Source organism: Pseudomonas sp. Leaf15, assembly GCF_001421425.1.
Classification (GTDB): domain Bacteria; phylum Pseudomonadota; class Gammaproteobacteria; order Pseudomonadales; family Pseudomonadaceae; genus Aquipseudomonas; species Aquipseudomonas salomonii.
The window spans coordinates 278,350-304,390 of record NZ_LMKI01000023.1 but is presented as its reverse complement, the minus strand read 5'-3'; the positions used below and the strand labels follow the sequence as shown (position 1 = coordinate 304,390).

At 61.4% G+C, this 26,041-nt stretch carries 24 protein-coding genes; 14 read left to right on the top strand and 10 right to left on the bottom strand.

Going from position 1 to position 26,041, the window contains the following annotated elements; all coding sequences use genetic code 11:
* Nucleotides 1-52: 52 nt before the first annotated feature.
* From ASE80_RS17590 to ASE80_RS17580, 3 genes are all read left to right on the top strand, one after another.
* Nucleotides 53-1,159 (top strand): sugar diacid recognition domain-containing protein, encoded by a 1,107-nt coding sequence (locus ASE80_RS17590; protein WP_056860055.1) that lies wholly within the window; start codon nt 53-55, stop codon nt 1,157-1,159.
* A gap of 91 nt (nt 1,160-1,250) precedes the next feature.
* Nucleotides 1,251-2,396 (top strand): glycerate kinase, encoded by a 1,146-nt coding sequence (locus ASE80_RS17585; protein WP_056860054.1) that lies wholly within the window; start codon nt 1,251-1,253, stop codon nt 2,394-2,396.
* A gap of 238 nt (nt 2,397-2,634) precedes the next feature.
* Nucleotides 2,635-3,147, top strand: a complete 513-nt coding sequence (locus tag ASE80_RS17580; RefSeq protein WP_056860053.1) for a GNAT family N-acetyltransferase — start codon at nt 2,635-2,637, stop codon at nt 3,145-3,147.
* Here ASE80_RS17580 and ASE80_RS17575 read toward each other — a convergent pair.
* Nucleotides 3,144-3,836 carry an aspartate/glutamate racemase family protein gene (locus ASE80_RS17575; RefSeq protein ID WP_056860052.1) on the bottom strand — a complete coding sequence of 231 codons (693 nt, stop codon included), beginning with the start codon at nt 3,834-3,836 and terminating at the stop codon, nt 3,144-3,146. The two genes, ASE80_RS17580 and ASE80_RS17575, sit on opposite strands and share 4 nt — an antisense overlap.
* Nucleotides 3,837-4,007: 171 nt before the next feature.
* On the opposite strand from ASE80_RS17575, the gene ASE80_RS17570 reads away from it, so the two are divergent.
* The 6 genes from ASE80_RS17570 to xylB all read left to right on the top strand — a co-directional run bounded on the left by ASE80_RS17570 (nt 4,008) and on the right by xylB (nt 10,723).
* A complete protein-coding gene (locus ASE80_RS17570; RefSeq protein ID WP_056860051.1) occupies nt 4,008-4,502 on the top strand; it encodes a hypothetical protein in 495 nt (164 codons plus the stop codon).
* A 270-nt stretch (nt 4,503-4,772) separates the two neighbouring features.
* A complete protein-coding gene (locus ASE80_RS17565) occupies nt 4,773-6,305 on the top strand; it encodes a sugar ABC transporter ATP-binding protein (RefSeq protein WP_056860050.1) in 1,533 nt (510 codons plus the stop codon).
* Entirely contained in the window at nt 6,298-7,275 is a 978-nt protein-coding gene (locus tag ASE80_RS17560; protein ID WP_017135608.1) for an ABC transporter permease subunit, read from the top strand. Before ASE80_RS17565 ends, ASE80_RS17560 begins: the two co-directional genes overlap by 8 nt.
* A gap of 33 nt (nt 7,276-7,308) precedes the next feature.
* Nucleotides 7,309-8,241, top strand: a complete 933-nt coding sequence (locus tag ASE80_RS17555; RefSeq protein WP_056860049.1) for an ABC transporter substrate-binding protein — start codon at nt 7,309-7,311, stop codon at nt 8,239-8,241.
* 18 nt (nt 8,242-8,259) lie between these two features.
* A complete protein-coding gene (locus tag ASE80_RS17550; protein ID WP_056860048.1) occupies nt 8,260-9,261 on the top strand; it encodes a LacI family DNA-binding transcriptional regulator in 1,002 nt (333 codons plus the stop codon).
* 7 nt (nt 9,262-9,268) lie between these two features.
* Entirely contained in the window at nt 9,269-10,723 is a 1,455-nt protein-coding gene (gene xylB / locus ASE80_RS17545) for a xylulokinase (RefSeq protein ID WP_056860047.1), read from the top strand.
* Nucleotides 10,724-10,904: 181 nt separating this feature from the next.
* On the opposite strand, the gene ASE80_RS17540 is transcribed toward xylB, so the two are convergent.
* From ASE80_RS17540 to ASE80_RS17530, 3 genes are all read right to left on the bottom strand, one after another.
* Nucleotides 10,905-11,363 carry an REP-associated tyrosine transposase gene (locus tag ASE80_RS17540; protein ID WP_056860046.1) on the bottom strand — a complete coding sequence of 153 codons (459 nt, stop codon included), beginning with the start codon at nt 11,361-11,363 and terminating at the stop codon, nt 10,905-10,907.
* Nucleotides 11,364-11,686: 323 nt separating this feature from the next.
* Nucleotides 11,687-12,544, bottom strand: a complete 858-nt coding sequence (locus ASE80_RS17535; protein ID WP_056860045.1) for an NmrA family NAD(P)-binding protein — start codon at nt 12,542-12,544, stop codon at nt 11,687-11,689.
* Nucleotides 12,545-12,645: 101 nt separating this feature from the next.
* Nucleotides 12,646-13,086, bottom strand: a complete 441-nt coding sequence (locus ASE80_RS17530) for an Lrp/AsnC family transcriptional regulator (RefSeq protein WP_056860044.1) — start codon at nt 13,084-13,086, stop codon at nt 12,646-12,648.
* A 109-nt stretch (nt 13,087-13,195) separates the two neighbouring features.
* On the opposite strand from ASE80_RS17530, the gene ASE80_RS17525 reads away from it, so the two are divergent.
* Nucleotides 13,196-14,101 carry a DMT family transporter gene (locus ASE80_RS17525; RefSeq protein ID WP_056860043.1) on the top strand — a complete coding sequence of 302 codons (906 nt, stop codon included), beginning with the start codon at nt 13,196-13,198 and terminating at the stop codon, nt 14,099-14,101.
* Here ASE80_RS17525 and ASE80_RS17520 read toward each other — a convergent pair.
* The 3 genes from ASE80_RS17520 to fabF form a co-directional block, all read right to left on the bottom strand.
* Complete coding sequence (locus ASE80_RS17520) at nt 14,079-16,058, bottom strand: peptidase U32 family protein (protein ID WP_056860042.1); 1,980 nt, start codon at nt 16,056-16,058, stop codon at nt 14,079-14,081. The two genes, ASE80_RS17525 and ASE80_RS17520, sit on opposite strands and share 23 nt — an antisense overlap.
* Before the next feature lie 194 nt (nt 16,059-16,252).
* Nucleotides 16,253-16,633 (bottom strand): RidA family protein, encoded by a 381-nt coding sequence (locus ASE80_RS17515; RefSeq protein WP_056860041.1) that lies wholly within the window; start codon nt 16,631-16,633, stop codon nt 16,253-16,255.
* A gap of 65 nt (nt 16,634-16,698) precedes the next feature.
* Entirely contained in the window at nt 16,699-17,967 is a 1,269-nt protein-coding gene (gene fabF / locus ASE80_RS17510; RefSeq protein WP_056860040.1) for a beta-ketoacyl-ACP synthase II, read from the bottom strand.
* Nucleotides 17,968-18,073: 106 nt separating this feature from the next.
* Between fabF and ASE80_RS17505 the strand changes: the two genes are divergently transcribed.
* Nucleotides 18,074-18,550, top strand: coding sequence for a winged helix-turn-helix transcriptional regulator (locus ASE80_RS17505; protein WP_056860039.1), 477 nt, complete (start codon nt 18,074-18,076; stop codon nt 18,548-18,550).
* Here the strand turns inward: ASE80_RS17505 and ASE80_RS17500 are convergent, their stop codons facing one another.
* Both ASE80_RS17500 and ASE80_RS17495 read right to left on the bottom strand, forming a co-directional pair.
* Nucleotides 18,551-19,873, bottom strand: coding sequence for an OprD family porin (locus ASE80_RS17500; RefSeq protein ID WP_056860038.1), 1,323 nt, complete (start codon nt 19,871-19,873; stop codon nt 18,551-18,553).
* A 471-nt stretch (nt 19,874-20,344) separates the two neighbouring features.
* Nucleotides 20,345-21,214 carry an isocitrate lyase/PEP mutase family protein gene (locus tag ASE80_RS17495; RefSeq protein ID WP_056860037.1) on the bottom strand — a complete coding sequence of 290 codons (870 nt, stop codon included), beginning with the start codon at nt 21,212-21,214 and terminating at the stop codon, nt 20,345-20,347.
* Nucleotides 21,215-21,494: 280 nt separating this feature from the next.
* Here ASE80_RS17495 and ASE80_RS17490 point away from each other — a divergent pair, with 280 nt between their 5' ends.
* Nucleotides 21,495-22,436 (top strand): cupin, encoded by a 942-nt coding sequence (locus ASE80_RS17490; protein WP_056860036.1) that lies wholly within the window; start codon nt 21,495-21,497, stop codon nt 22,434-22,436.
* A gap of 78 nt (nt 22,437-22,514) precedes the next feature.
* On the opposite strand, the gene ASE80_RS17485 is transcribed toward ASE80_RS17490, so the two are convergent.
* A complete protein-coding gene (locus ASE80_RS17485) occupies nt 22,515-23,411 on the bottom strand; it encodes a LysR family transcriptional regulator (RefSeq protein ID WP_056860035.1) in 897 nt (298 codons plus the stop codon).
* A 305-nt stretch (nt 23,412-23,716) separates the two neighbouring features.
* Here ASE80_RS17485 and ASE80_RS17480 point away from each other — a divergent pair, with 305 nt between their 5' ends.
* Both ASE80_RS17480 and ASE80_RS17475 read left to right on the top strand, forming a co-directional pair.
* Complete coding sequence (locus ASE80_RS17480; RefSeq protein ID WP_056860034.1) at nt 23,717-24,688, top strand: ABC transporter substrate-binding protein; 972 nt, start codon at nt 23,717-23,719, stop codon at nt 24,686-24,688.
* Nucleotides 24,685-25,998: an LLM class flavin-dependent oxidoreductase gene (locus ASE80_RS17475; protein WP_056860033.1), complete on the top strand. Its 1,314-nt coding sequence runs from the start codon at nt 24,685-24,687 to the stop codon at nt 25,996-25,998. Before ASE80_RS17480 ends, ASE80_RS17475 begins: the two co-directional genes overlap by 4 nt.
* Nucleotides 25,999-26,041: the final 43 nt, after the last annotated feature.

Below are 26,041 nucleotides of genomic sequence, written 5' to 3'. Positions count from 1 at the left end.
AACGGCATGAACAACAACATGAACAACCACGCCTTTAAAGGAACTTAGCCCCATGTTTGAGCTGGATCATGACCTGGCGCAGGACATCGTCAATCGCACCATGGCGATACTGCCCTATAACGTCAATGTCATGGACAGCCAGGGCCTGATTCTCGGCAGTGGCGAACCGGAGCGAATCAACACCCGGCATGAAGGCGCGCAGTTGGTGTTGGCCAACGGCAGAGTTGTGGAAATCGATGGCCAGACCGCCAAACACCTGAAGGGCGTGCAGCCCGGCATCAATTTGCCGTTGATGCACGACCAACGCCTGATCGGCGTGCTGGGCATCACCGGCGAGCCTGAGTTGTTGCGCACCTACGCGCAACTGGTGCGCATGACTGCCGAAATGCTGGTCAGCCATCGCCATCAACAAGCCGAGCAGCAGTGGCGGCGCCAACGCTGTGATGACCTGCTGGCCTTATTGCTGGCCGACAGCGGTGACTCACCGCGCCTGGTCGATGAAGCCCGGCAGTTGGGGCTCAAACCCCAGCTGGCCCGCACGCCCTACCTGTTCGAACTGGGTGCAGGCCAATCAGCGGAGGCCTTGAGTGCCTGGCTGAGCAGCCGATTCCCGGACAGTTGGTGCGTCAGTTCCGCACAGTTTTCCTTGCTGTGGTGCAGGCCTGCGGCGACCCAGGTGGATAATCCAAAACTGCTGGAAAAACTTCAGGGCCTGGGCTGGAAGGTCTTGCGTGTGGCGGTTGGCGGGCAGGCCGATGGCCTGGCCGGGTTGCGCCGTTGTTATCGGCGTGTCACAGACTTGCTGGCCTATGGTCGCGATATCCTGCCGCAATCGCAGCTGTTGACCCTTAATCGCTATCGCCTGCCGGTGATGCTCTGGCGCCACCGCAATGACGACGCCCTGGACGAATTGCTCAACCCCTTGCGCAACGTCCTGGCCAAGGACAGCAACGGCCAGTTATTGGCTACTTTGCGCAGTTGGTGTGAACACGACGGCCAAAGCCAGGCCTGCGCCGATGCCCTGGGCATTCACCGCAACAGCCTGCGTTACCGCATGGAACGCATTGCCGAACTCAGTGGTGTCGACCCGCTGACCCTCGACGGCATGCTCGCGCTGTACCTCGGCGTACAGCTATTGCCTCAGGCTTTGTCGGAATGAACAACAAACCTCACCGGCACTTGTGCATCGGACCGGCGTCATTGCCGATGGCAACTGGCAGCATGGGCGTTATAAAAACCGGAGAAAGCCCATGAAAATCATCATCGCCCCCGACTCATTCAAGGACAGCCTGAGTGCCGAAGGCGTTGCCCAGGCGATTGCCGACGGGCTCGTTCAGGTATGGCCGGATGCACAGATAATCCAGTGCCCAATGGCCGACGGCGGTGAGGGCACGGTGGATGCGGTACTCGCCGCCTGCAACGGCGAACTGCGCCGCGCAACGGTGCGCGGGCCCTTGGGGGAGGCCGTCGAAGCACGCTGGGGCTGGCTTGCAGACAGCCACACCGCGATGATCGAAATGGCTGAAGCCAGCGGCTTGCAACGCGTACCGACTGGCCAGCGTGATGCGTGCATCAGCAGCACATTCGGCACCGGCGAGCTGATCCGCGCGGCGCTGGATGCCGGTGCGCAGCGCATCATCCTGGCCATTGGCGGCAGCGCCACCAATGACGGCGGGGCAGGCGCGATGCAGGCGCTCGGCGTGCAGTTGTTCAACGCCCAGGACCAGGCCCTTGCACCGGGCGGCCTGGCCTTGGCAGGGTTGACGCGCATGAGCCTGGAGCACCTGGACCCGCGCCTGGCCCAGGTGCGTTTTGAAATCGCGGCCGACGTGAATAACCCGCTGTGCGGGCCGCACGGCGCGTCCGCCATTTTTGGCCCGCAAAAAGGCGCCAATCCGCAACAAGTCGAACAGCTTGACGCCGCGCTTGGGCACTTTGCTGATCACTGTGCCAAGGTTTTACCCAAAGACGTGCGCGATGAACCGGGCAGCGGCGCGGCCGGCGGCCTGGGGTTTGCCGCCAAGGCCTTTCTCGGGGCGCAGTTCCGTGCGGGCGTGGAGGTGGTCGCCGAGTTGGTGGGCCTGGACGCGGCCGTGCGTGGCGCGGACCTGGTGATCACCGGCGAAGGCCGCTTTGATGCCCAGACCCTGCGTGGCAAAACCCCTTTTGGTGTGGCGCGGATTGCTCAACGTCATGGCGTGCCGGTCATCGTGATCGCCGGCACCTTGGGCGAAGGCTATGAGCACATGTACGCCCACGGTGTGGCCGCCGCGTTCGCCTTGCCATCAGGCCCGATGAGCCTGGAGCAGGCTTGCCAGGACGCGCCGCGTTTGTTGCGTGAGCGCGCGGCGGACATTGCGCGGGTATGGCGCACAGCGCTCGGCCAGCGCAGTTAACAAGGCAGCTCCCACAGAAAGGCATATCTTCAGTGCATGCAAATCCGCAGCCGACCTCATATTCAAAACTGCATGCGGTCAACTGTGGGAGCGGGCTTGCCCGCGAATGCGGTGTGTCAGTCAATTAATCTGTAACTGGCCCACCGCATTCGCGAGCAAGCCCGGCTCCCACCCTAGCCAGGATGCAGCCTTGCCGCCTACACTGGCCGGCCACTTGTCTTTCATAGGATGAAACGCAATGCACACACCTGAACCCCATATCGTGATCCAGCGCTTTACCGAAGCCCACCTCGAAGGCGTCGCTGCGCTCTATAACGAACCGGCCGTATGCCGTCAGGTGCTGCAAATGCCTTATCAATCGGTGGAGGCCTGGCGCAACAAGCTGGCGTTGGATAACGAGCGGCGGCTACAGCTGGTGGCGGTGCATGGCGGCGAGGTCATCGGCCAACTTGGCCTGGAGCAGACCCTGCGAGTGCGGCGCAGCCATGTTGGCTCGTTCGGCATGGGCGTGGCCACGGCCTGGCAGGGCAAGGGCGTGGGTTCCCGGTTGTTGACGGCCGCGCTGGACGTGGCGGACAACTGGATGAACCTGCACCGCGTGGAACTCACGGTGTATGCCGACAATGAAGCCGCGCAAGGCCTGTACCGAAAGTTCGGCTTCGAAGTCGAAGGCCTGTTGCGCGATTACGCCTTGCGTGATGGCAAGTTTGTCGACACCGTCAGCATGGCGCGCCTGCGCCAACCGGCCTAATCGGCCAGTGCAAACGCCACCGCAGCCTGCGCATGCAGCTCGGTGGTGTCCAGCAGCGGCAGGTGGCTGTGCTGTGGCTTGATCAGCAGGCCGATTTCCGTGCAGCCAAGAATGATCGCTTGGGCACCCCGTGCCGCCAATGACTCGATCACGCGTTGATAAACCTGGCGCGAAGCCTCGCTGATCACCCCGACACACAACTCCTCATAAATGATCCTGTGCACGGCCTCGCGCTCGTGCGCGTCGGGCACGAGTACGGTCAAGCCCTGTGCGGTCAGGCGTGCCTTGAGAAAGTCCTGCTCCATGGTGAACGCGGTGCCCAGCAGGCCGACGGTCAAGGTGCCGGCTTCGACCGCTGCCGCTCCCGCCGCATCCGCAATATGCAGGAACGGAATCGACACCGCCGCCTCGATACGCGGCGCCACCAAATGCATGGTGTTGGTACACAGCACCACACAGTCGGCGCCACCCGCTTGCAGGCGGCGCGCGGCGTCTTCGAGGATCAGCGCGGTGTCACCCCAACGCCCGGCATGCTGGGCTTGTTCCACCGGGCCGAAGTCCACGCTGTACATCAACAGTTGCGCCGAGCGCAGCGGCCCGAGCTGGTCGCGCACGCGCTGGTTGATGATGCGGTAATACTCGGCGCTGGACTCCCAGCTCATGCCGCCGATAAGGCCGATGGTGCGCATGCGATGCTCCGGAACAGAAATGTTGCCTCACCTTACCCACCGGCCATGGATTAGTCATACGCAGTTGCCGGCGAAATCACCGGTGCAGTTGCGCAGGCGTTAATCATACGGTCAGCCGCCGCATCTGCCATGATCGTTGCTCGCAACCTGGCTCACCCAAGGAAAATGGCAATGGACGATGTACAGCAACTGGGCGAGATGCTTCGCCATTACGCCGACAGCGAAGCGCATAAAAAACAGCAATTTGACCTGCAGTCAGCGCGCTGGGCACAAAAGCTCGGTGAGGTGTTCGGGCAGATCGAACAGTGGCTGGAGCCGGTAAAACGCGTCGGTTTGCTCGAGGTTCAGCGCGAAGCCTACGTCGCCAGCGGCCCGGGCCTGCCAGCCGAGAGTTCGACCTTCAAGACCGAAAAACTCACCGTGCAGATCACCGGCAAGGCCGTGGAGTTCGTGCCGGAAGTGATGGGGGCCGGTGGTTCGGTCTCGGTGTCGGTGATCGGCCTTACCGCTGCGCGGCATGGCAGTGTGTCGCTGGTGCTGCCGGCCGATAAAAACGATTGGCTGTGGAAGAAAACCAACGGCTTGAAAGACCCGGACACCTTTGCCTTCGATGCCAACTTCCTGGCCACGCAACTGCAGAGTCTGATCCCGCGTGAGCGCGGCTGAAAGCGATTGGCTGGACTCGGTCAAGTGTCGGCGTGGGACGCCGGCGTGATCGAGTGCCAGTGGGCAGGACGGGCAGGGCAGGTTTGTCATTCGAGGGGCTTTAACATTCATTTCATTTTCGGGCGCGCAGGGCGAATTTCGCCGTTCTGCGCGTGATGAAACGTTTAATCAAACGAAAAAATGCCTACGCAAGCGCTTGCGTACGCAAATGCATCTGGCATAGAGTCGGCAACACTCGATTACAAAAATAATAAATCCAGGAGCTCATCCATGAGCCTTGAACCCTTGCTTGAGATGCAGGGCATCAGCAAAACCTTCAACGGTTTGCGCGTGCTCAAGAATGTCGGCCTGAAGGTTTACCCCGGTGAAATCCACGCCTTGATGGGTGAGAACGGCGCCGGCAAGTCAACCTTGATGAAAATCCTCTCCGGCGCTTACCAGGCCGATCCCGGCGGCGAAATCCGCATCGACGGCCAGCCCGTCGCCACCTTTGACCCTGCCACTGCCAAGACCCTCGGCATCGCCGTGATCTACCAGGAACTGAGCCTGTGCCCGAACCTCAGCGTGGCCGAGAACATCTACCTGGGCCGTGAACTGCGGCGTGGCTGGACCATCGACCGCAAGGGCATGCAAGAAGGCTGCGTCGAAGTGCTGCAACGCCTGGGCGCCGAGTTCAAACCCGCCACGCCCGTCAGCAGCCTGTCGATTGCCGAGCGCCAATTGGTCGAAATCGCCCGCGCCCTGCATGCCCATGCACGCATTCTGGTGATGGACGAGCCGACCACGCCGCTGTCATCGCGTGAAACCGACCGCCTGTTTGCCTTGATCAAACAACTGCGCAGCCAGGGCCTGGCGATCATCTATATCAGCCACCGCATGGCCGAGATCTACGAGTTGTCGGACCGGGTCTCGGTGCTGCGCGACGGCCAGTACATCGGCGAACTGACTCGCGATGCGCTGTCGGCCGAAGTGCTGGTAAAAATGATGGTCGGCCGCGACCTGTCAGGCTTCTACAAGAAGGAACACGCCGCGTACAACCCCGGCAACGTGGTGATGCGCGTGCGCGATATGGCTGACGGCAAACGCGTGCGCAATTGCAGTTTCGACCTGCACGCCGGTGAAGTGCTGGGCATTGCCGGGCTGGTCGGGGCAGGGCGCACCGAACTGGCACGCCTGATTTTCGGCGCCGACCCGCGCACCTCCGGCACCCTGGAAGTGGTCGGCAAGAGCGTCACCCAACTGCGAAACCCGGCGGATGCGATTCGCGCAGGGGTCGTGTACCTCACCGAAGACCGCAAGGCTCAAGGCCTGTTCCTGGACATGAGCGTGGCCGACAACATCAACGTGTGCGCCTGTGTACCGGATGCACATGCCGGTGGCGTGCTGGACCGTGGGCACGCGGCGCAACGCGCTAACGATGCGATCAGGTCGCTGTCGATTCGCGTGGCGTCGGGCAAGGTCAATGTTGGCGCGCTGTCCGGTGGCAATCAGCAAAAGGTGCTGTTGGCGCGGCTGCTGGAGGTCAAGCCGCATGTGCTGATCCTCGACGAACCCACCCGTGGCGTGGACATCGGCTCCAAGTCCGAGATCTACCGCATCATCAATCAACTGGCGCTGGCCGGTGTGGGCATTGTGGTGATCTCCAGCGAGCTGCCGGAAATCATCGGCACCTGCGACCGTGTGCTGATCATGCGCGAAGGCCAGTTAGTGGCCGAAGTCGGCGGGGCTTCGGGCCACGTCATTTCCCAGGAACGAATTATCGACCTCGCCACTGGTGGCGATCAGGTGGCTGCCCATGGCTGATTCAATGATTGCAACAACCGGCAAGGCCGAACGCGTGCGTGAGCTGATGCGCACCGTCGGCATGCTGCCCGTGCTGGTCTTGCTGCTGGTGGGCTTTGCCCTGGCCAGCGAGAACTTCCTCACGGTGCAGAACCTGTCGATCATCACCCAGCAAGCCTCGGTCAATGTGGTGCTGGCGGCGGGCATGACCTTTGTGATTCTGACGGCGGGCATTGACCTGTCAGTGGGCGCGATTCTGGCGGCGTCTGCGGTGGTGGCCTTGCAGGCATCGATGTCGCCGCAGTTCGGCATGTTCGGGATTGCGGCGGGCATTGGTTTTGGTCTGTTGCTGGGCCTGGTCAACGGCGGGCTGATCGCTTTTATGCGGCTGCCGCCGTTTATCGTCACCCTGGGGGCGCTGACTGCCATGCGTGGCCTGGCGCGTTTGCTGGCCGATGATAAAACCGTGTTCAACCCCGACCTGCCGTTTGCGTTTATCGGCAATGACTCCGTGCTCGGCGTGCCATGGCTGGTGATCATCGCCGTGGCCGTGGTGCTGCTGTCGTGGTTCATATTGCGCCGCACGGTGATGGGCGTGCAGATCTATTCAGTGGGCGGCAACCCGGAAGCGGCGCGGCTATCGGGCATCAAGGTGTGGAAAGTGCTGCTGTTTGTCTACGCCATGTCCGGCGCGCTGGCCGGGCTTGGCGCCGTGATGAGTGCTTCGCGCCTGTTCGCCGCCAATGGCCTGCAACTGGGGCAATCCTATGAGCTGGATGCAATTGCTGCGGTGATCCTGGGTGGCACCAGTTTTACCGGCGGCGTGGGCACCATCGGCGGCACGCTGATCGGCGCACTGATTATCGCGGTGCTTACCAACGGCCTGGTGCTGCTGGGGGTATCGGATATCTGGCAGTACATCATCAAGGGCATCGTGATCATCGGCGCAGTGGCGCTGGATCGCTATCGCCAGTCCGGCGCACGTACCTGATTCACCTCAACAACAATCACAAGAGAGACCGGTATGAACTTCAAACGTATCTTTCCCGTTATGGCCTTGGCTGCCCTGATGTCCCATGGCGTCGAAGCCCGCGAACTCAAAGCCCTGGGCATCAGCATGGGCTCGCTGGGCAACCCGTATTTCGTGACCCTGGCCGACGGCGCCACTGCACGGGCCAAAGAGCTGAACCCTGCTGTGAAGGTCACCTCGGTGTCGGCCGACTATGACTTGAGCAAGCAGTTTTCCCAGATCGACAACTTCATTTCATCCAAGGTTGACCTGATTCTGCTCAACGCCGTCGACCCATCGGCCATGGCCTCGGCGATCAAGAAAGCCAGGGATGCCGGCATTGTGGTGGTGGCGGTGGATGTGGACGCCAAAGGCGTAAACGCCACGGTGCAAACCGACAACGTCGAAGCCGGCAAGCTGGCCTGCCAGTTCCTGGTGGACAAGCTGGCGGGCAAGGGCAATGTGATTATCCAGAACGGCCCGCAAGTGACCGCTGTGACCGACCGCGTCAAAGGCTGCAAGGCCGCATTGGCCGGTGCACCGGATATCAAGGTGCTGTCCGATGATCAGGACGGCAAAGGCTCACGGGAAGGGGGCTTGAATGTGATGCAGGGTTACCTCACGCGCTTCCCGAAAATCGACGGCTTGTTCGCGATCAATGACCCGCAAGCCATCGGCAGCGACCTGGCGGCCAAACAGCTCAAGCGCAGCGGCATCATTATTACCTCGGTGGACGGCGCGCCGGATATCGAAAACGCGCTGAAGACCGACACCCAAATCCAGGCCTCTGCCAGCCAGGACCCTTGGGCGATGGCCCAGACTGCCGTCAACGTCGGCAATGACATTCTCAATGACAAAGCCCCGGCCGAAGCGGTAACCCTGCTCACGCCAAAACTGATCACCCGCGACAACGTTGCGACGTACAGCGGCTGGTCGAGCAAACATTGAGTTAAAGGGGAAAGCGTCGTGGTCACCATGGATGACGTGGCAAGCCGGGCCGGGGTGTCCACCTCGACCGTGTCCCACGTATTGAACGGCACCCGCAAGGTCAGCCCGGCCACGGTGCAGGCGGTGCAGCGCGCGATTCAGGCGTTGGGCTATATCCCCAACACCCTGGCGCGCTCGCTGGCGCGTTCGAGCACCAATACCATTGGCGTGGCGATCTCGGCGTTGTCCAACCATTACTTCAGCGAAACCGTGCAAGCGATTGAAACCGAGTGCGTCCGCCACGGCTACATGATGCTGTTTGCCGACCCGCACGATGACCCGGAGCAGGAGCTGCGGGTGGTCACGGCGCTGCATCACCGGCGGGTCGACGGGATTTTATTGGCGCCGTCGACCGGCTCCAGCGCGTTGGAATATCTGCAGGCCAACGAGATGCCGACGGTGCTGGTGGACCGCATGATGAGCGCGCAGTTTGATCAGGTCGGGGTGGAGAACACCCAGTCCACCCAGGCGCTGGTCGCACACTTGATTGAACATGGGCACCGGCGCATCGGCTTTATTGCCGGGCGCGAAGGGCTGAGCACTACCGATGAACGCGTGGCCGGTTACCGTGCGGCGTTGCAGGCCGCCGGGTTGCTGTTCGACCCACAGTTACTGGTCAACGGTGGTTCCAACAGCGAGCCTGCGCGGCAAGCAACCGCGCAGTTGCTGGCGTTACCGGTGCCACCCACGGCAATCATGGCCGGCAATAACCTGATGACGCTGGGCGCCATGCACGCTCTGCGTGACGCGCGCATCGAGGTGCCAGGCCAGATGGCCCTGGTGGGCTTTGATGATTTTGACTGGGCGGATTTCTTCGTGCCACGCCTCACCCTGATCGCCCAGCCGGTCAAGGAACTGGGCGCCCGCGCGGTGCATATGCTGCTGCAACGCATGGCCACGCCCGGCGCACCCACCCAAAGCGTGCGCCTGGCGCCGAGCCTGCAACGGCGTGACTCCTGTGGTTGTATTGAAGTGGAATAACTGACGTATGCGCAACCCTGTTTCCCTCGGCATAGACCTCGGCACTTCAGAGCTCAAGGCGATTTTGATGGACGTCGACGGTAGCGTGCTGGCCCACGCCGGTGTGCGCCTGAGTGTGTCGCGACGCCACAGCGGCTGGTCCGAGCAGGCCCCCGAAGACTGGTGGCAGGCCTGTTTGCAGGCGCTGGCGCAGTTACGCGAGCACGCGGCGTTTGCGCGTGTGGCGTGCATCGGCCTGTCCGGGCAGATGCATGGCGCGGTGCTGCTGGGTAAGGATAATCGTGTGCTGTACCCGGCCATCCTGTGGGATGACGCGCGCGCAGTGGCCCAGGCCGCGCAACTGGGCAGCGGCTTTGCCGACACCACCGGCAGCCTGCCGATGGCCGGGCTCACGGCGCCCAAACTGCTGTGGTTGCAGCAGCACGAACCCGAAGTCTTCAAGGCGATTGAGTGTGTGCTGTCACCCAAGGATTACCTGCGGTTATGCCTGACGGGCGAGCGCATCAGCGATATGTCGGATGCCGCTGGCACGCTGTGGCTGGACGTCGCGCAGCGTGAATGGTTTGCGCCGATGCTGCACGCCACCGGCCTGACATTGGCCCACATGCCCAGGCTGGTAGAAGGCGGTGCAGCGAGTGGTGTACTGAATGTCAGCGGGTTGGGCCTGTCGCCCGAGGTGGTGATTGCCGGAGGCGGCGGCGATAACCCGGTGGCGGCGGTGGGTATCGGTGCGGTCAATACCGGTGACGGCTTTATCACCCTGGGCACCAGCGCGGCCATCGTCGCCATCACCGACCACGCCGCCGGCAACCCGGCCAGTGCCGTGCACAGCTTCTGCCACGCCTTGCCCAACCGCTGGTACACCATGGGCGCCATGCTCGCCGGGGCCAGTTGTTTGCGCTGGGTGACGCGCTTGACAGGCCAGCCGGATGAACAAGCATTGCTGGATCAGGTGCAGGCGCAGTTGCCCATCGAGCAGCCGGTGCCGCTGTCAACGCCGTTGTTTCTGCCGTACCTGGCCGGTGAGCGCACCCCGCACAACGACCCGTTATTGCGCGGTGGGTTTATGAACCTGGGCCATGACTGCACCCCGGCGATGCTCGGTTATGCGGTGATGGAGGGCGTAGGTTTCGGCCTGCTCGATGCGCTGCGTGCGGTGCAATCGACCGGTGCCGACGTGACCGCCTGCGCCTTGGTCGGCGGCGGGGCCCGGAGTGAGTATTGGGCGCAGTTGCTGGCCAACATTCTGCAGCGAGAGATCTTCACGCTGCACGGCAGTGAATTGAGCGCGTGTGTGGGGGCGGCGAAGTTGGGGTTTATGGCGATCGGCATCGACCTGTTGGCGGCGGGGATGAAGGTGAAGATGCGCTACAGGCCGGATGCCCGGCAACAAACGACGCTGAAGGCCCGGTATTGCAAATTCCAAGGCTTGCTGACTGCTGCAAAAGCGCTGCACGACTAAAATTGTGGCGAGCAGGCTTGCCCTGCGTTGGGGCGCGAAGCGGCCCCTATACCTGAAGACGCAATACACCTGGAAATACGCGGTGGCTGGTTTGGGGCTGCTGCGCAGCCCAGCGCAGGGCAAGCCTGCTCGCCACAGGGAGCCTGTTTGCTGGAACAGCTCGGTGCATCCCGTAAGCTTTTTATAACCAGGCCGCATCCCATAACGGGTAATCACCAATGTGCTCGACCAGCCCGGCTCGCAGAGGGTTGGCGATGATGTAGCGGGCCATTTTCAGAACATCTTCATCGGCTCGAACGGCGCGGTCGTGGTAACCACGCTGCCAGAATCTTTCTCGGCTGCTTCGGGCTCGATTGATACTGAGCGTGCTGCGCGACTTGGTCTGGCGCATCACATCGCGCAGTGTTGAGTTGTTCAGGTCGAACAACCAATGAAAATGATCCGGCATCACCACCCACGCCAGTGAGTTGACGAGGCCCGCTTCGTGAGTTCGTTTAAATTCTGCGACCAACAAACGGCCCAGCTGAAAGTCCCGAAACAAGGGCAGACGCTGATGCACCACGGCAGTGACCAAATACGCTCGACCATTTTCTGAATAGCGGCCACGACGTAACAGATGGGAGTTGGGTTGAGGAGACACGCCGTTGTTCCTTGCATGGATAAGAGACTTTGACGCTAGCAGTGCAATCGTCCCAGCCAGGGAGACTTGCGTGTCCCGATATTTCTACACCCGTCCCCTGTGTTGAATCGCCTTCCTGTGGTGAGCAGGCTTGTTGTGGTGAGCAGGTTTGTTGTGGCGAGCAGGCTTGCCCTGCGTTGGGCTGCGAAGCGGCCCCTATACCTGAAGACGCAATACACCTGGAAATACGCGGTGACTGTTTTGGGGCTGCTGCGCAGCCCAGCGCAGGGCAAGCCTGCTCGCCACAACAAGCCTGCTCGCCACAGGGAGTCTGTTTGCAACACTCAGCGGGTGTTGTCGGCCAGTTCGCGCAGCACCGTCAGCAACGATGTTTGCCCTTTAAGCACCTGCTCCTGCTCAAAACAGATCCAACCTTCATTGAACCCATCGACCATGCGCATACGTGGCAATGGGTTCTGGGCGCCCTGGGCACGCAACAAGGCTTCCCACGTCTCACGCGCCACCGCTTCGGCGCGCACGTCGCGGTCGAGTACTTGCGACAAACCTTGGGCGATGTCGTTGGGGCTGACCCACTGGCCTTCCAGTTCAACCACCCGATGGCCGGCCCACTCTTGTTGCAGCAGTTGCGCGGCGAGGGTGCCGATATCCGCCGTGGCGATCATGGGCACCGCCTTGTCCAGAGGTTGCAGAAAGCTGTGGATCACACCGGTTTCACGCGCGGCGATCAGGTCGTACAGCGCGTTCTCCATAAACCAGGCAGGGCGCAGGAAGGTGACCGGTATGTCCAGGGCGCTAAGGGCCTGTTCCATCAGGGTGCGTTGGGTCAGCAGGTTGACCTCTGTGGCCTGGGCGCCGATGGTCGACAGGCACAGCACCTTTTTCGGCGTGGCCGCCTGCAGCGCCTGGCTGACTGCGGCAATCACTGCACGGGCTTCAGGAAAACCCGGCTGCGGATCAAACCCGGGAGGCGGCAGGATAAACACGCCGGTTGCGCCCTTGAACGCCTCGGCTAATGCCTGTGCGTCGTCCATCTGTGCAAAGACTACGTCGCAACCTTGATCGGCCCAGTAGGCCGCCTTGCCGGCATCGCGCATCACCGCGCGCACCGGTTGGCCGGCCTTGATGAGGTTGCGCGCCAGGGCGCCGCCGACTTTGCCTGTAATGCCAGTAATCACGTACATGAGCTTTATACCTGTGGGTTCCAATCAGTGGAGCCCAGCATAAAGATCGGCCAGTGATGACAGAATAGCGATTGCGTCACTGCGTTAGTGACGCAAAATCACTAATCAGCCAGCGGTGGCAAACGGCGTTTTACCGGGGTTTTCTTGACGATGGCCGTATTGGTTTCGGCATAGGCGTTGAGGCGGTCGAGCAGGCTGTCGAGCTGGTCCATGGTGCGCACATGCAAGCGTGCGATAAAGCAGTCGTCACCGGTGACCTTGTCGCACTCGGTGAATTCAGGTATCGACTGGATCTGGCGCTCCACCTCCTGCAACTTGCCGGGCAGGGGGCGAATGCGCACGATGGCTTGCAGTAGGTAGCCAAAATGCCTGGGGTCGATATCAACCGTGTAGTGGGTGAGTACGCCGCGCTCTTCAAGGCGCCGCAAGCGTTCGCCGACGCTGGGCGAGGACAGCCCGGTAATGCCCGCCAAGGCCTTGAGCGACAGGCGCGAGTCGTCCATCAAGGCGCTGATCAGTTGCTGGTCGATGGTGTCAATCATGCTGTCCGCCTAATAACAAAAGGTGAATAAAGGTTTTTGCCTTTTTTAGTCGCTGGAGCCGCTGACCAGCAGATTGCCATAATTGCGCCTCACTTGAGGAGCTTTCATCGTGGACACATCTATCCGTCGCGGGTCGTGGGAAATGGTCGCCGCCATGCTGATCTCGGGCACTATCGGCTGGTTTGTGCTGGTGTCGGGCGTGTCGGTGATCGAAGTGGTGTTCTGGCGTTGCGTCATCGGCGCACTGGCCCTATTGCTGGTCTGCGCACTGCTGGGTTACTTGCGACTGGAATTGCTTACCTGGGCCAAGTTCGGCCTGGCGATGCTCAGTGGCGTGGCCATCGTCGGCAACTGGCTGCTGTTGTTCGAATCCTATTCCCACGCGTCAATCGCCATCAGCACGGCGGTCTACAACGTGCAGCCGTTTATGTTGGTGATGCTGGCAGCAGTATTTCTCGGTGAGAAAATTACCGTGCAGAAACTGGCGTGGTTGAGCGTCGCGTTTCTCGGCATGTTGGCGATTGTCACCGCCCATGGCGAGCAGCAAAGCGGTGGCGCTGATTACCTGGCGGGTATCGCTTTGGCCCTGGGCGCGGCGTTTTTATATGCGGTTGCCGCACTGATCATCAAGCGCCTGAAGGAAGTGCCGCCGCATCTGATGGCGTTGATCCAGGTGACAACCGGCGCACTGTTACTCGCGCCGTTGGTGCCCTGGAACAGCCTGCCGACAGCGCCAACTGCCTGGGCCGCACTGGTCACGCTGGGCGTGGTGCACACCGGTTTGATGTACGTGTTGTTGTACGGTGCGATCCAGAAACTGCCCACCGCCATCACCGGGGCACTGTCGTTTATCTATCCGATTGCGGCGATTTTTGTTGACTGGATTGCGTTCGGCCATCGCCTGGGTTGGCTGCAATGGCTGGGTGTGGCCGCAATCCTGCTGGCGGCAGCGGGATTGCAGCGGGGCTGGTGGTGGCCCCGCGCCTCAAGGGCTAGTGCGTGCCCTGAAAGATGATGTTTTCCGGGTTGAAGTGCTCCACCTTACTGCCCGGCTGCGGCAGCCCAAGGATATGCCCCTTGATCTTGCCCACCACGTGCATCTCGCACGGTTTGCAGTCGAACTTGAGGGTCAGCACTTCATCGCCGTGAATCAACTGCATCGGCGCCACCTTGGTTTTCACACCGGTCACACCCTTGGCCTGTTTGGGGCACAGGTTGAACGAGAAACGCAGGCAGTGTTTGGTGATCATCACCGGCACTTCGCCGGTTTCTTCGTGGGCTTCGAAGGCGGCGTCGATCAGCTTGACGCCGTGACGGTGATAAAAATCACGGGCCTTCTGGTTGTAGACGTTGGCCAGGAATGACAGGTGCGCTTCCGGGTAGACCGGTGGCGGTGAGGTTTCAGCTTTACGCCCACCACGCGGGTGCGCGGCAACGCGTGCGGCAGTCAGTGCTTCGATCACTTCACGGCGTAAGGCCTTGAGCTGCGAGTTGGGGATGAAGAACGCCTGCGGTGCATCCAGCTCGATGTGCGTGGCGTGGTATTCGGTGGTGCCGAGTTGGCCGAGAAGGTCGCGCAGGGTGTCGAGCGCCTGTTCCGGCTTGTTGGCCACGCCAAACGGGCCGGGCAGGGTGACGCTGGCGCTGATGCCTTCTTCGCTGGTGGCGGTGACTTCAAGCTGGTCTTCACGCAGACGTGCCACCCAGGCCAGGCCAATGCGGCGCTCGGCGGAGGTTTTGAGCAGCGCTTGTTGCCAGTTATGGTCGAGGTTGCGGTTCAGCGGATGGTTCGGGCGCAGCTGATGCAGGCCGGCCGGCATTTCGTTCGGCTCAACGCGGTAGCGATAGCGCTTCTCACCGTCTTCCTCAAATTCGCCTTTAGGCTCGGCGATGTTGGCGCGGAACCCCACGACCTCGCGCTTGACCAGCACATTGAGGCCATCGCCATTGGAGAGTGGCTCATGGGTGACCACCTGCAGGTCGCGTTTGCCGGCCTTTTCCACTACACCCACCGGCAAGCCGGTAAAGGTCGGGGTATCGAAAGCGCCGATGTCGACCTTGCGGTCGGTGACAAAATAGTCGGTGCTGCCCCGGTGGAAGGTTTTTTCCGGGTCGGGCAGGAAGAAGTGCGCAGTACGGCCGCTGGAGGCGCGGGCCAGGTCCGTGCGGTCTTCGAGCACGTCATCAAGGCGCTGGCGGTAATAGGCGGTGATGTTCTTCACATAGCCCATGTCCTTGTAACGGCCTTCGATCTTGAACGAGCGCACGCCAGCCTCGACCAGGGCGCGGATGTTGGCGCTCTGGTTGTTGTCTTTCATCGACAGCAGGTGCTTTTCAAAGGCCACGACGCGGCCCTGGTCATCTTTCAATGTGTAGGGCAGGCGGCAGGCCTGGGAGCAGTCGCCACGGTTGGCGCTGCGGCCATTTTGTGCGTGGGAGATATTGCACTGCCCGGAGAACGCCACGCACAGGGCGCCGTGGATGAAGAACTCGACGGCCGCGTCGGTCTCGTCGGCGATGGTGCGGATTTCCTGCAGGTTCAGCTCGCGGGCCAATACCAACTGCGAAAAACCGGCCTGGTCGAGAAACTTGGCGCGGGCCAGGGTGCGGATATCGGTCTGGGTGCTGGCGTGCAGCTCGATGGGCGGAATATCCAGCTCCATCACGCCCAGGTCTTGCACGATCAAGGCATCGACACCGGCGTCGTAGAGCTGATGGATCAGCTTGCGCGCAGGCTCCAGCTCGTTGTCATGCAGGATGGTGTTGATGGTGGTGAACACGCGGGCGTGGTAACGGCGGGCGAATTCGACCAGTTGAGCGATATCGCTCACCTCGTTGCACGCATTATGGCGTGCGCCGAAGCTTGGGCCGCCGATGTAGATGGCGTCGGCGCCATGCAAGATAGCCTCGCGCGCAATGGCGACATCACGGGCCGGGCTGAGCAATTCCAGGTGGTGCTTGGGCAAGGACATAGTTTTTTTAGTCAGGCTTGTCACGGTTGAGGCGCGCATTGTAGCTGTGAAATGCCTGACCGGCATCTACCGCAGGGCGTCGTGTGGGAGCTGGCTTGCTTGCGATGTGGGTAACTCGGTACATCAGGCACACCGAGGTGATGCAATCGCAGGCAAGCCAGCTCCCACAGTGGATGGGTGTTGTGGCTTGGAACTCAGGCTTTGGCGGCCATCGCGGTGACTTCCACGCGCATGCCTTCTACCGCCAACGCAGCCACGCCAACGGCGGCGCGAACGGGCCAGGGCTTGGCGAAAAAGCGCTTGTAGACGTCGTTGAATGCCGCGCGATCAGCCATGTCGGTGAGGTAGATGGTCAGGTGCATCACCCGGTCCATGGAGCTGCCGGCCTTCTCCAGCGCGACCTTCAGCGCTTGCAGGGTGCATTCGCTTTGCAGGGTGATATCGCCCAGTTCCAGGCTGCCGTCGGCGTGCGTGGGGATTTGGGTGGAGACCAGGATGCCATTGAAACCGATGACGTCGCTGGAGATGGAGTCGGCATCCGGGTCGGGGGTGAAGGAAAGGTCGTGGTTGGCCATGGGCGCCTCTTGTTGGCAGTTGCAGAAAGGCGCCCATGGTCCCCGAAATCTACGGCAGGGGCAAACTACACCCAGCGCCGGAACAGCACGCTGGCATTCACCCCGCCAAAACCGAAGCCATTGGACAGCGCGTATTCAATCGGCATGGGCCGCGCCTCACCGCGCACCATGTCCAGGCCGTCCGCCAGCGCATCCGGGTTGTCGAGGTTGAGGGTCATCGGGGCCATCTGATCGCGCAGGGCGAGGACGGTGAAGATCGCTTCAATACCGCCGGCGGCGCCCAACAGGTGGCCGGTGGCGGATTTGGTCGAGCTGATGGCCGGGTGGCCACTGGCGCCGAACACGGTCTTGATGGCTGCCAGTTCGCCTTTGTCACCCACGGGTGTCGACGTTGCATGCGCATTCAGATACTGCACCTGGGACGCCTCGATACCGGCTTGACGCAACGCTTGCGTCATTGCCCGCCGCGCGCCATCGCCGTCTTCCGGGCCTGCGGTCATGTGATAGGCATCGGCGCTGGTGCCATACCCGACCAGTTCGGCGATGGGTTGCGCGCCGCGTGCCAGGGCGTGCTCAAGCGTTTCGATCACCAGGATCCCCGCACCTTCGCCCATCACAAAACCATCACGCGCCTGATCGAACGGCCGCGAAGCGAGTTCCGGCGTGTCGTTTAAGTCGCTGGACAACGCCCGTGCGGCAGCAAAGCCGGCGAGGCTGACCCGATGAATCGCCGCTTCCGCGCCGCCGCACACCGCCACATCGATTTCCCCGGCGCGGATCATTCGCGCCGCATCGCCAATCGCCTGTACACCTGCCGCGCAGGCGGTCACCGGCGCGCCCAATGGGCCTTTCAAGCCATAGTTGATCGACACATGCCCGGCCGCCATGTTGCTCAGAAACGATGGAATGGTAAACGGCGACAACCGCCGTGGGCCTTTGCTGTCGGTGGTGCGCACCGCCTCGGCAATCGCCGGGAAACCGCCGACGCCGGAGGCAATGATGGTGGCCGTGCGTTCCTGCTCTTGCGGCGTTTCTGGCGCCCAACCGGCTTGCTTCAGGGCTTCATCCGCAGCGGCCAGGGCGAACAGGATAAAGCGGTCCATCTTGCGCTGTTCCTTGGCGGCCAGCAGCCGATCGGGATCAAACCCGGCTTCGGGGTCTTGCAGCACAGTTTGCACCTGGCCACCGATGCTGACGGCCAGGTCGCCGACCAAGTCTTGCGGCAGGCGACGAATGCCCGATTGCCCGTTCAACAAGCGCTGCCAGGTGGATTCCACACTCGACCCCAGCGGCGTCAGCGCGCCCATGCCTGTCACGACGATACGTTTACTCATGATCAATCGACTCCTGTTGCTTGAGGGATACACAGCTGTGGACGTCACTATCATGATGAAAGTAACATGGCGTCACACACTTTTGCACCCGCACACAGGAACCTCCATGCAACGCAAATCCCTTGTCAGCGACGAATGCCCCATCGCCCGCAGCCTTGAACGGGTAGGGGAGTGGTGGAGCATGTTGATCATGCGTGACGCGCTGCACGGCTTGCGACGTTTTGATGAGTTCTCGCGCAGCCTGGGCATCGCGCCGAACATGCTGACGCGCCGCCTGAATGGTTTGGTGGAGGCCGGCATGCTCGAGCGCCGCGCCTACAGCGAGCGGCCGCCACGTTACGAATACGTGCCGACAGCCAAGGGCGAAGACTTTCGCATGGTGCTGATGGCGTTGGTGGCGTGGGGCAATCGGCATTACGCCGAAGAAGGCCGCAGCGTGGAGGTGGTGGAGCGCGAGACCGGCCAGTTGCTGGAGCCGATGATGGCAACCGCCGAAGGCGTGGTGGTGGGGTGGGAAGGCTGCGTGGTGCAGGCCGGTCCAGCCGCCAGCGCAGGCATGCGCGAGCGGCTGAGCCTGGATTGATTACAGCAGGGTAAACGGATAGTCGACGATCACCCGCAGTTCATTCAACTTGCCGTCGCGCTGGTCTGCATTGGATGAAACCATGGCGTCACGCAGGCGAAACGACAGGTTTTTCGCCGGGCCGCTTTGCAGCACGTATTTGGCTTCCACATCGGTCTCGTGGTGGTCGCCGTCGGCGCCATAGTCGCCGGCGTAGGCACTGTTGGTGGGTGTGTGGGTGCCGTTGATGTCCGAGCCGTTGACGTAGCGGGTCATGAAGCTCAGGCCCGGTACGCCGTAGCTGGCCATGTTCAGGTCATAACGAATGCCCCACGACTGTTCGCCCGGCCCGTTGAAGTCACCCCACTGGATCGAGTTGGCGAGGAACACCGAATCACCGCCTTCGCCCGCGCCATTGTTGCCGGTGCCGATGTAGTCGAACGGCGTGTCGCCGTGGACTTTCTGGAACGACAGCGTCAGGGTGTGCGCCGCCAGGAACGAGTAGGCCGCCGCCACCGAGTAGGTGGTGTTGTTGATGGCCCCGGCCTTGGCGCTGCCGGTGTCGAGAGTGCGGTACAGGTTGCCGTCCAGCGCCAGTGACTGGTCATGCCCCAGCGCGATCACGTAGTTGAGGTTGGTGTAGTACTGGCGCCAGATGTCTTCCAGCTCGCCGGCATACAGGGTCGCACTCAACGATGGCGTGAAGGTGTATTTGCCGCCGACAAAACTTGCGCTGTTGGCCGCCACGTTGGCGTAGGTCGCGTAGATGTCGTGGTCATGGTTGCTGGTCATGCCGCTGTTGGTGCTGGTGAAGTGCCCGGCTTCCAGGTCCAGGCCTGCGATTTCGCTGCTGGTGAGGTCAAAGCCGGTGGCGGTTTGCGGCAGAATGCGCGTACCGCCGGTGGCGAATACCGGCGCGGTGGGTTGCATGTCACCGAATTTGAGTTGGGTCTTGGAGACCTTGATCTTTACCGCAGCGCCCACCGAACCATAGCCATTCTCCGGATCGCCATTGCGGTTGGTCGGCAGTTCACCGGTGCCGGCATCGGCGTGGGTGGCGTCGAGTTTCATCGCGCCGTAGGCGTAGGCATCCACACCAAAGCCGATGGTGCCCTGGGTAAAGCCCGAGGCGTAGTTGAGCATCGCGCCTTGGGTCCAGTCGCGGTTGTCGGCCTTGCCACTTTGACGGTCGCGGTCGAAGTAATAGTTGCGCAACAACCCGGTAATGCTACTGCCGTCGATAAAACCTTTGGAATCGGCCTGGTCGCTGACCGACTCGGCGAGGGCCGCTTGGCTGATACTGGCGCACACCGCCAGCGTTAACAGGCTCCACTGTTTGATCATGTTGTTACTTCCCCGGAATAATTAACGCGTGCACAGAAACACCGCATGCTTGGATAGCGCTTAAGGTTGTATGGCAGATGTTTCAGGTGAGCGTAATGCTGTTTTTATTGTGCTCGACGTAGTTGTCGAAGCTGATTTTTATCATATTTTTCGAGGGGTGCAGCGGTGGCGCGGATTAAACTGGATTAATTAAACTTCACCTCGTTTAATTTTTTAAAGGTGTAGCGTTCGTCGGGTCTTAGCCGCTCTGCTTCGACAAAAACCTTTGGTTTGCCGCCGCAGTCTCTGCGGCGGATTTTTTAACTAAATTAAACGCACTTATATAAATATTCATCATCGCCATCGTTTTATCAGTAATGGCTATATGAATGTGCACACTTTAATTCGGGCTTGTAACAACACTGTTGCATTTGCCTGGCTGCGGTCAGATGTGGGAGCAAGCCCCTCCCACCTAAAACCGATCAGCGACAATTACTCTTTAACGTCCATGAACTCTTCAGCCCAGGCCACGTAGCTTTCCGGCAACGTGTAGGTATGGGTCAGCTCCGTAGCGCTGAGGTTGGAGGTGCTGCTGGTCAGCTTGCGCTGGGCGCGCAGGCTGTCGTAAGTGGCTTTGATCGACGCAAAGTAGGCGCCGTGGCCGGCCACCACAATGCGCACGCCCAGGGCCGCCAGGCGCTCGCTGTCATTGAGCTGCGGGTTGCCGTAGGTCACCAGCATCAACGGCACCGTCAGGTTGGCGGCGATCTGCTCAAGGTGGTCGAAGTCTTTGACGCCAACCATGCAGATGCCGTCCGCGCCGGCTTTCTCGTAGGCCTTGGTGCGTGCGATGACATCTTCGGTGGGCAGCACGCCGGCATTGGTGCGCGCAATGATCGACAGCTCCGGGTCAACGCGCGCTTCCAGCGCCGCCTTGACTTTGCCGATGCCTTCCTCGACGGAAATCAAATCGGTGGATTTGCGCCCGAACTGCGCTGGCAACAGCGTGTCTTCAATGGTCAACGCGGCCACACCGGCACGCTCAAGCTCTTCGACCGTGCGCATCACGTTCAGCGCATTGCCGTAACCATGGTCGGCGTCGGCAATAAACGGCAGTTGGGCGACGCGGCCGATGCGGGTGGCCTGTTCAACGAACTCACTCAGTGTGATCAACGCAAAATCGGGGGCTGCCAGTACCTGCAACGAGGCGACCGAACCACCGAGGATGCCGACTTCAAAACCCAGGTCGGCGGCGATGCGCGCGGACATGGGGTCGAAGACGGAGGCGGTTTCAACGCAGATGTGTTTTGCAAGCAGTTCACGGAAGTTGCGGCGCAACGCTGAGTGAGAAATCTTTGGCATGTTCTTTCCTGGCTTTGGTCATCGTCATGTGACGATCAATGTCTATTCGTGGTGGCGCCAAGATTACCACGCAGAGGAACCGGGGATTATGACGTTTGAGCATGAGATACACGCCGAACACATGGATCATCGGTTCACACTCAGGCGCTGGACAGGCTGATTGCACCGTCACAGGGCAGAGCCGCCCCATCCTGCACAACTGCTGTGCCGACGGAGTGCTTAATCTCTACAAACGCGATGCCTATAGTGGATTCAAACCCGCCCAAGCCTGAGGTGATTGATGAACCGCGAATTCAAACCCGACCTGACCGATGCAGTGCCAAACGAGCAAGTGGACGCCGAGTACTTCGAATACAGTAAGGCGGCCAACCCGATCAGTGCCAACCTGATTACCCGCATTCCCTACCACAGCTTCCCGGCCTCGCTGTACGACAGCGGCGCCTCGCGGGTGGTCGCGCTGGACCTCAGTGACGCGTTGGGCTGTGAAGGCCCGGCGACCGGGCCGGGGTTGTGTGCCAACTTTATTCGCTTGAACGCCGGTGATGCCCTGGACCTGCACCCCAATGCGACCTCACAGGTGTTTTATGTCATCGCAGGCGAGGGCCGGGTGGTACAGGGCGAGCATGATATCCCATGGTCGAGCGGTTGCTTTATCGCGCTGCCTGGCCTGCAGCCCGCGCGTTTCAGTGCGTCACAGGATGCTCGCCTGTACTACGTGCATGACGAACCGCTGTTGCGCTACCTGGGTGTGACGCGTAGCAGCGACCGCTTCGTGCCGACGCTGTACCCCGCCGCGCTGGCCAACCAGAAGCTGCGGGAAGCCGCGGATGACCCCCGTGCCCAGGACCGCAGCCGCATCAGCATTTTGCTCGGCAACCGCAATTTCCCCCAGACCCGAACCGTCACGCATGTGCTTTGGGCCATGTACGGCATCCTGCCACCGGGCTCGATCCAGAAGCCGCACCGGCACCAGTCGATTGCACTGGACTTCATTATCGACTGCCCCAAGGGCTGTTATTCACTGGTGGGCACGGAGCTGGACGCCGACGGCCAGATCCGCAACCCGGTGCGGGTCGACTGGTCGCCAGGCCTGGCGTTCGTCACGCCACCGGGTTATTGGCATGCGCACTTCAACGAGTCGGACACCGAGGCATTCCTGATCCCGATTCAGGACGCCGGGCTGCAAACCTACCTGCGGGCGCTGGATATTCGCTTCAGCTGACAGTACTCGGTCAAAATGTGGGAGCTGGCTTGCCTGCTCCCACAGGTTTTGCCTTAGTGCCAGCCGCTCAGGTCGGCCTTATTTCCAATACGGTGTTTCACCCAGCTGTTCGACGACAAAATCGATAAAACAGCGCACCTTGGACGACACGATGCGCTTGGGCGGGTAGACAAACCACACCGCAAACGCCTGTTCAGCCCCTAGGATGTTCCAGTGCGGCAACCAGACCTGCAACTCACCCGCCTCAACGCTTTTGCTCACCAGCCAATCAGGCAGCAAGGCAAAGCCCAGGCCTTGGCGTGCAGCGAGCAACTGCGCGTCCAGGTCGTTGATGCGGATACAGTCGCCGTATACCAGCGGCAGGACTTCACCACCGGCCTCGAAGGCAACATCATGCGTGCTCAGGATGGCGGGCAGGCCGGCCAGGTCCGCCGGAGTCGCCGGGGCCGCGTGCTGCGCACAAAACCCCGGGCTGGCCACCAGCAGGTACTTTCCCGCGCAGATCTTGCGCGCCTTGAGCGTGGAGTCGGGCAGGGCGCCAATCCGAATCGCCAGGTCAACGCCTGAATGGATCAGGTTGACCTGGGCGTTATCCAGCACCAATTCCAGCTTGATTTGCGGGTAGCGCGCCAGGAACAGGTTCAACACCGGCAGGATATGGTGTCGGGCAAACGCCGGCGGCAAATTGAGTTTGAGCACCCCACGCGGTTGCTGGTTGAGCGCCGAGGTCGCGGCCTTGGCTTGCTCAAGCTCATCCAGCACACGGCGGGCGTGCAGCAGAAACGTCTGGCCGCCTTCGGTCAGGTGCAGCGTGCGTGTCGAGCGATTGAACAGGGCGATGCCCAAATCCTGCTCAAGATCCTTCACGTAGCGCGAGACCGTGGATGCCTTGATGCCCAGTCGCTCAGCCGCCCGGGAGAAGTTATTGCCTTCGGCGGCTTCGACGAAGGCGGTGAGCGCAGCGAAATAATCCAAGTGCCGCCTCGGTGGTCAGCGTGGGTGAGCGCTCAGGTTACCGGCTGTGGCCTGGCACCGCCACGGGCACGGGGCCCGGTTGTTCGGCGTCGCGAGCAGGTGCATCTGGGGATGGGTGGACTCAAGCCAGTGTCGGTGGTGCCGGGCACCAGGCAATACCGGCCCCTGAGCTGCGCACGCAATGAAGTCTATAAAATGCATATTCCGCATTTTTATAGAATTAGGATATGCATTTTCAGTATTTTACACCGCGTGGTCAGTCCCTCATCTTCTCTCTCCTTATAAACAGGCATTTGGAGAAAAACGTGCGTTACCTGACAACACTGGCGGCCGGCATGACGGCCGCCTTGCTATGCCTGACTGCGCACGCGCAAACGCTGGTGGTTGGCGATCAAAGCTACAACGCCCAGGCCGTGATGGAAGCTGCGGGCGTGCTTAACGATCTGCCTTACACGCTGGAATGGAAGCAATTCACCGCCGGTTCGCCCGTCGCCGAAGCGCTGAATGCCAACAGCCTGGACATCGGCCTGCTGGGGGATGCGCCGGTGCTGTTCCTGGGCGCACTCGGCGCGCCGATCAAGGTAATTGGCATCAGCCGACAGAACCTCGAAGGCGTGGCGATTCTGGTCAGAAAAGACTCCTCGATCCACAGCCTTGCGGACCTTGCCGGCAAGCGCGCGGCCGTCTGGAAAGGCTCCTGGAGCCAGCAGCTGCTGATGACGGCGCTGGACAAAGCGGATGTGCCACGTGACTCACTGGAACTGCGCTACCTCAGCGCGCTGGATGCTTCCCATGCGCTGGAAGGCGGCTCGGTCGATGTGATCGCCACCTGGGAACCCTACGTTACCCAGCAGGAACGCCAGGGCGCACGGGTATTGGCGACGGCGGAAGGACTGATCCCGGCCCAGAGTTTCATCGCCGCCAACGCCAAGGCTATCGAGGCCAAGCGTGCGCCAATCACTGATTTTCTCCAGCGCCTGAAAAAGGCCCGGGACTGGACCCGCCAAAGCCCGGCCAATGCCGATGCGTATGCCGATGCCTGGGCCAAACGCACCCGCGCCGATGCCGACATCGCCCGCGCCTGGTTTGCCCGTGCGCGCACCACGGTCGAGCCGGTCACGGCCCAGTCGCCGGTGGAAGCGCAAAAGACCGTGGACTTTTTTGCCAGCCAGGGCCTGGTCAAATCCTATTCGGCGGCCAGCCTGTTCGACGACTCATTCGCGGCCGCCTTGCAACCCGCCGTGGCCAAAACGCTTCAAGGAACACTTAATCAATGACTAAAAGACAGCTGAAACTTGGCGCCCTGACGATGGGCTGCGGTGGCCCCGGCCGCCACAACCTGTGGCTTGATCCCGAGTTACCGGCCGATGCCAGCGTCAACGTCGACTGGTACATCGACATTGCCCGCCAGGCCGAGGCCGCGTTGTTCGACTTGATGTTTATCGTCGACAGTCAGTTCATCACGCCCGGCTCGCCGTCCCATTACCTAAACCGACTGGAGCCGCTGACCCTGTTATCGGCGTTGGCCGTGAGCACCCGCCATATCGGTTTGGTCGGCACGCTGACAACGTCCTATAACTCGCCGTACAACGTGGCACGGCGTTTGGCCTCTCTGGACCTGATCAGCAAGGGCCGCGCCGGCTGGAACGTGGTCACCAGCGGCGATGCCGGCACGGCCGGCAATTACAGCCGTGACGAGCATTACGACTATGACACCCGCTACGGCCGCGCCGCCGAACACGTCCAGGTGGTGCAGGGCTTGTGGAATTCCTATGAAGACGACGCCTTCGTGCGCGACCGTGCGACAGGCCAGTTCCTCGACCCGAGCAAACTGCACAGCCTGAACCACAAGGGCGAGCACTTTTCGGTGGTCGGCCCGCTGAATATCCAACGCTCGCCCCAGGGCCAGCCGGTGATCTTCCAGGCCGGTGACTCCGAACAAGGCCGCGACCTCGGCGCCGCCACGGCGGATGTGATCTTCACCCACGCCGCCAGCATCGAGCAGGGCCAGGCGTTTTACCGGGACATAAAGGGCAGGGCGCTGCAACACGGGCGCGATCCGGAGCAATTGCTGGTGATGCCCGGCGCGGAAATCTATGTGGGCGACACCGACGAACAGGCGCGTGAAATCGAGCAGTATTACCATCAGGCCGACCATAGTTTTGAGCTGGCACTGAAGGAGTTCGGGCGTAATTTCGGCTGGCATGATTTCAGCCAATACGACCTGGATGCGCCGTTTCCGCAGGAGAGCCTGGAAGCTGCACGCAGCAGCTTTTTTACCAATGCCAAGCGCATTGCCGATCAGGCGCGGGAGAAGGGGTTTACCTTGCGTCAGACGGTTGAATTTGGCCGGCAACTGCGGCCGGGGGCGTTTGTGGGCACGGCGGATACTGTCGCGCAGAAAATGGCGGATTGGCTGGAGGCGCGGGCGGTGGATGGGTTCAATATTTATATTGGGCATCCGGGGCAGTTCACGCGGTTTACGCAGGAAGTCATACCGTTGTTACAGGAACGCGGTGTGTACCGCACGGCGTATGAAGGCACGACGTTACGCGAAAGCCTCGGGCTTAAGATTCCGAGGCGTTGATACACGGGCCAGTGATGTGTGGCGGCGCCCGATGTGGGCGCCT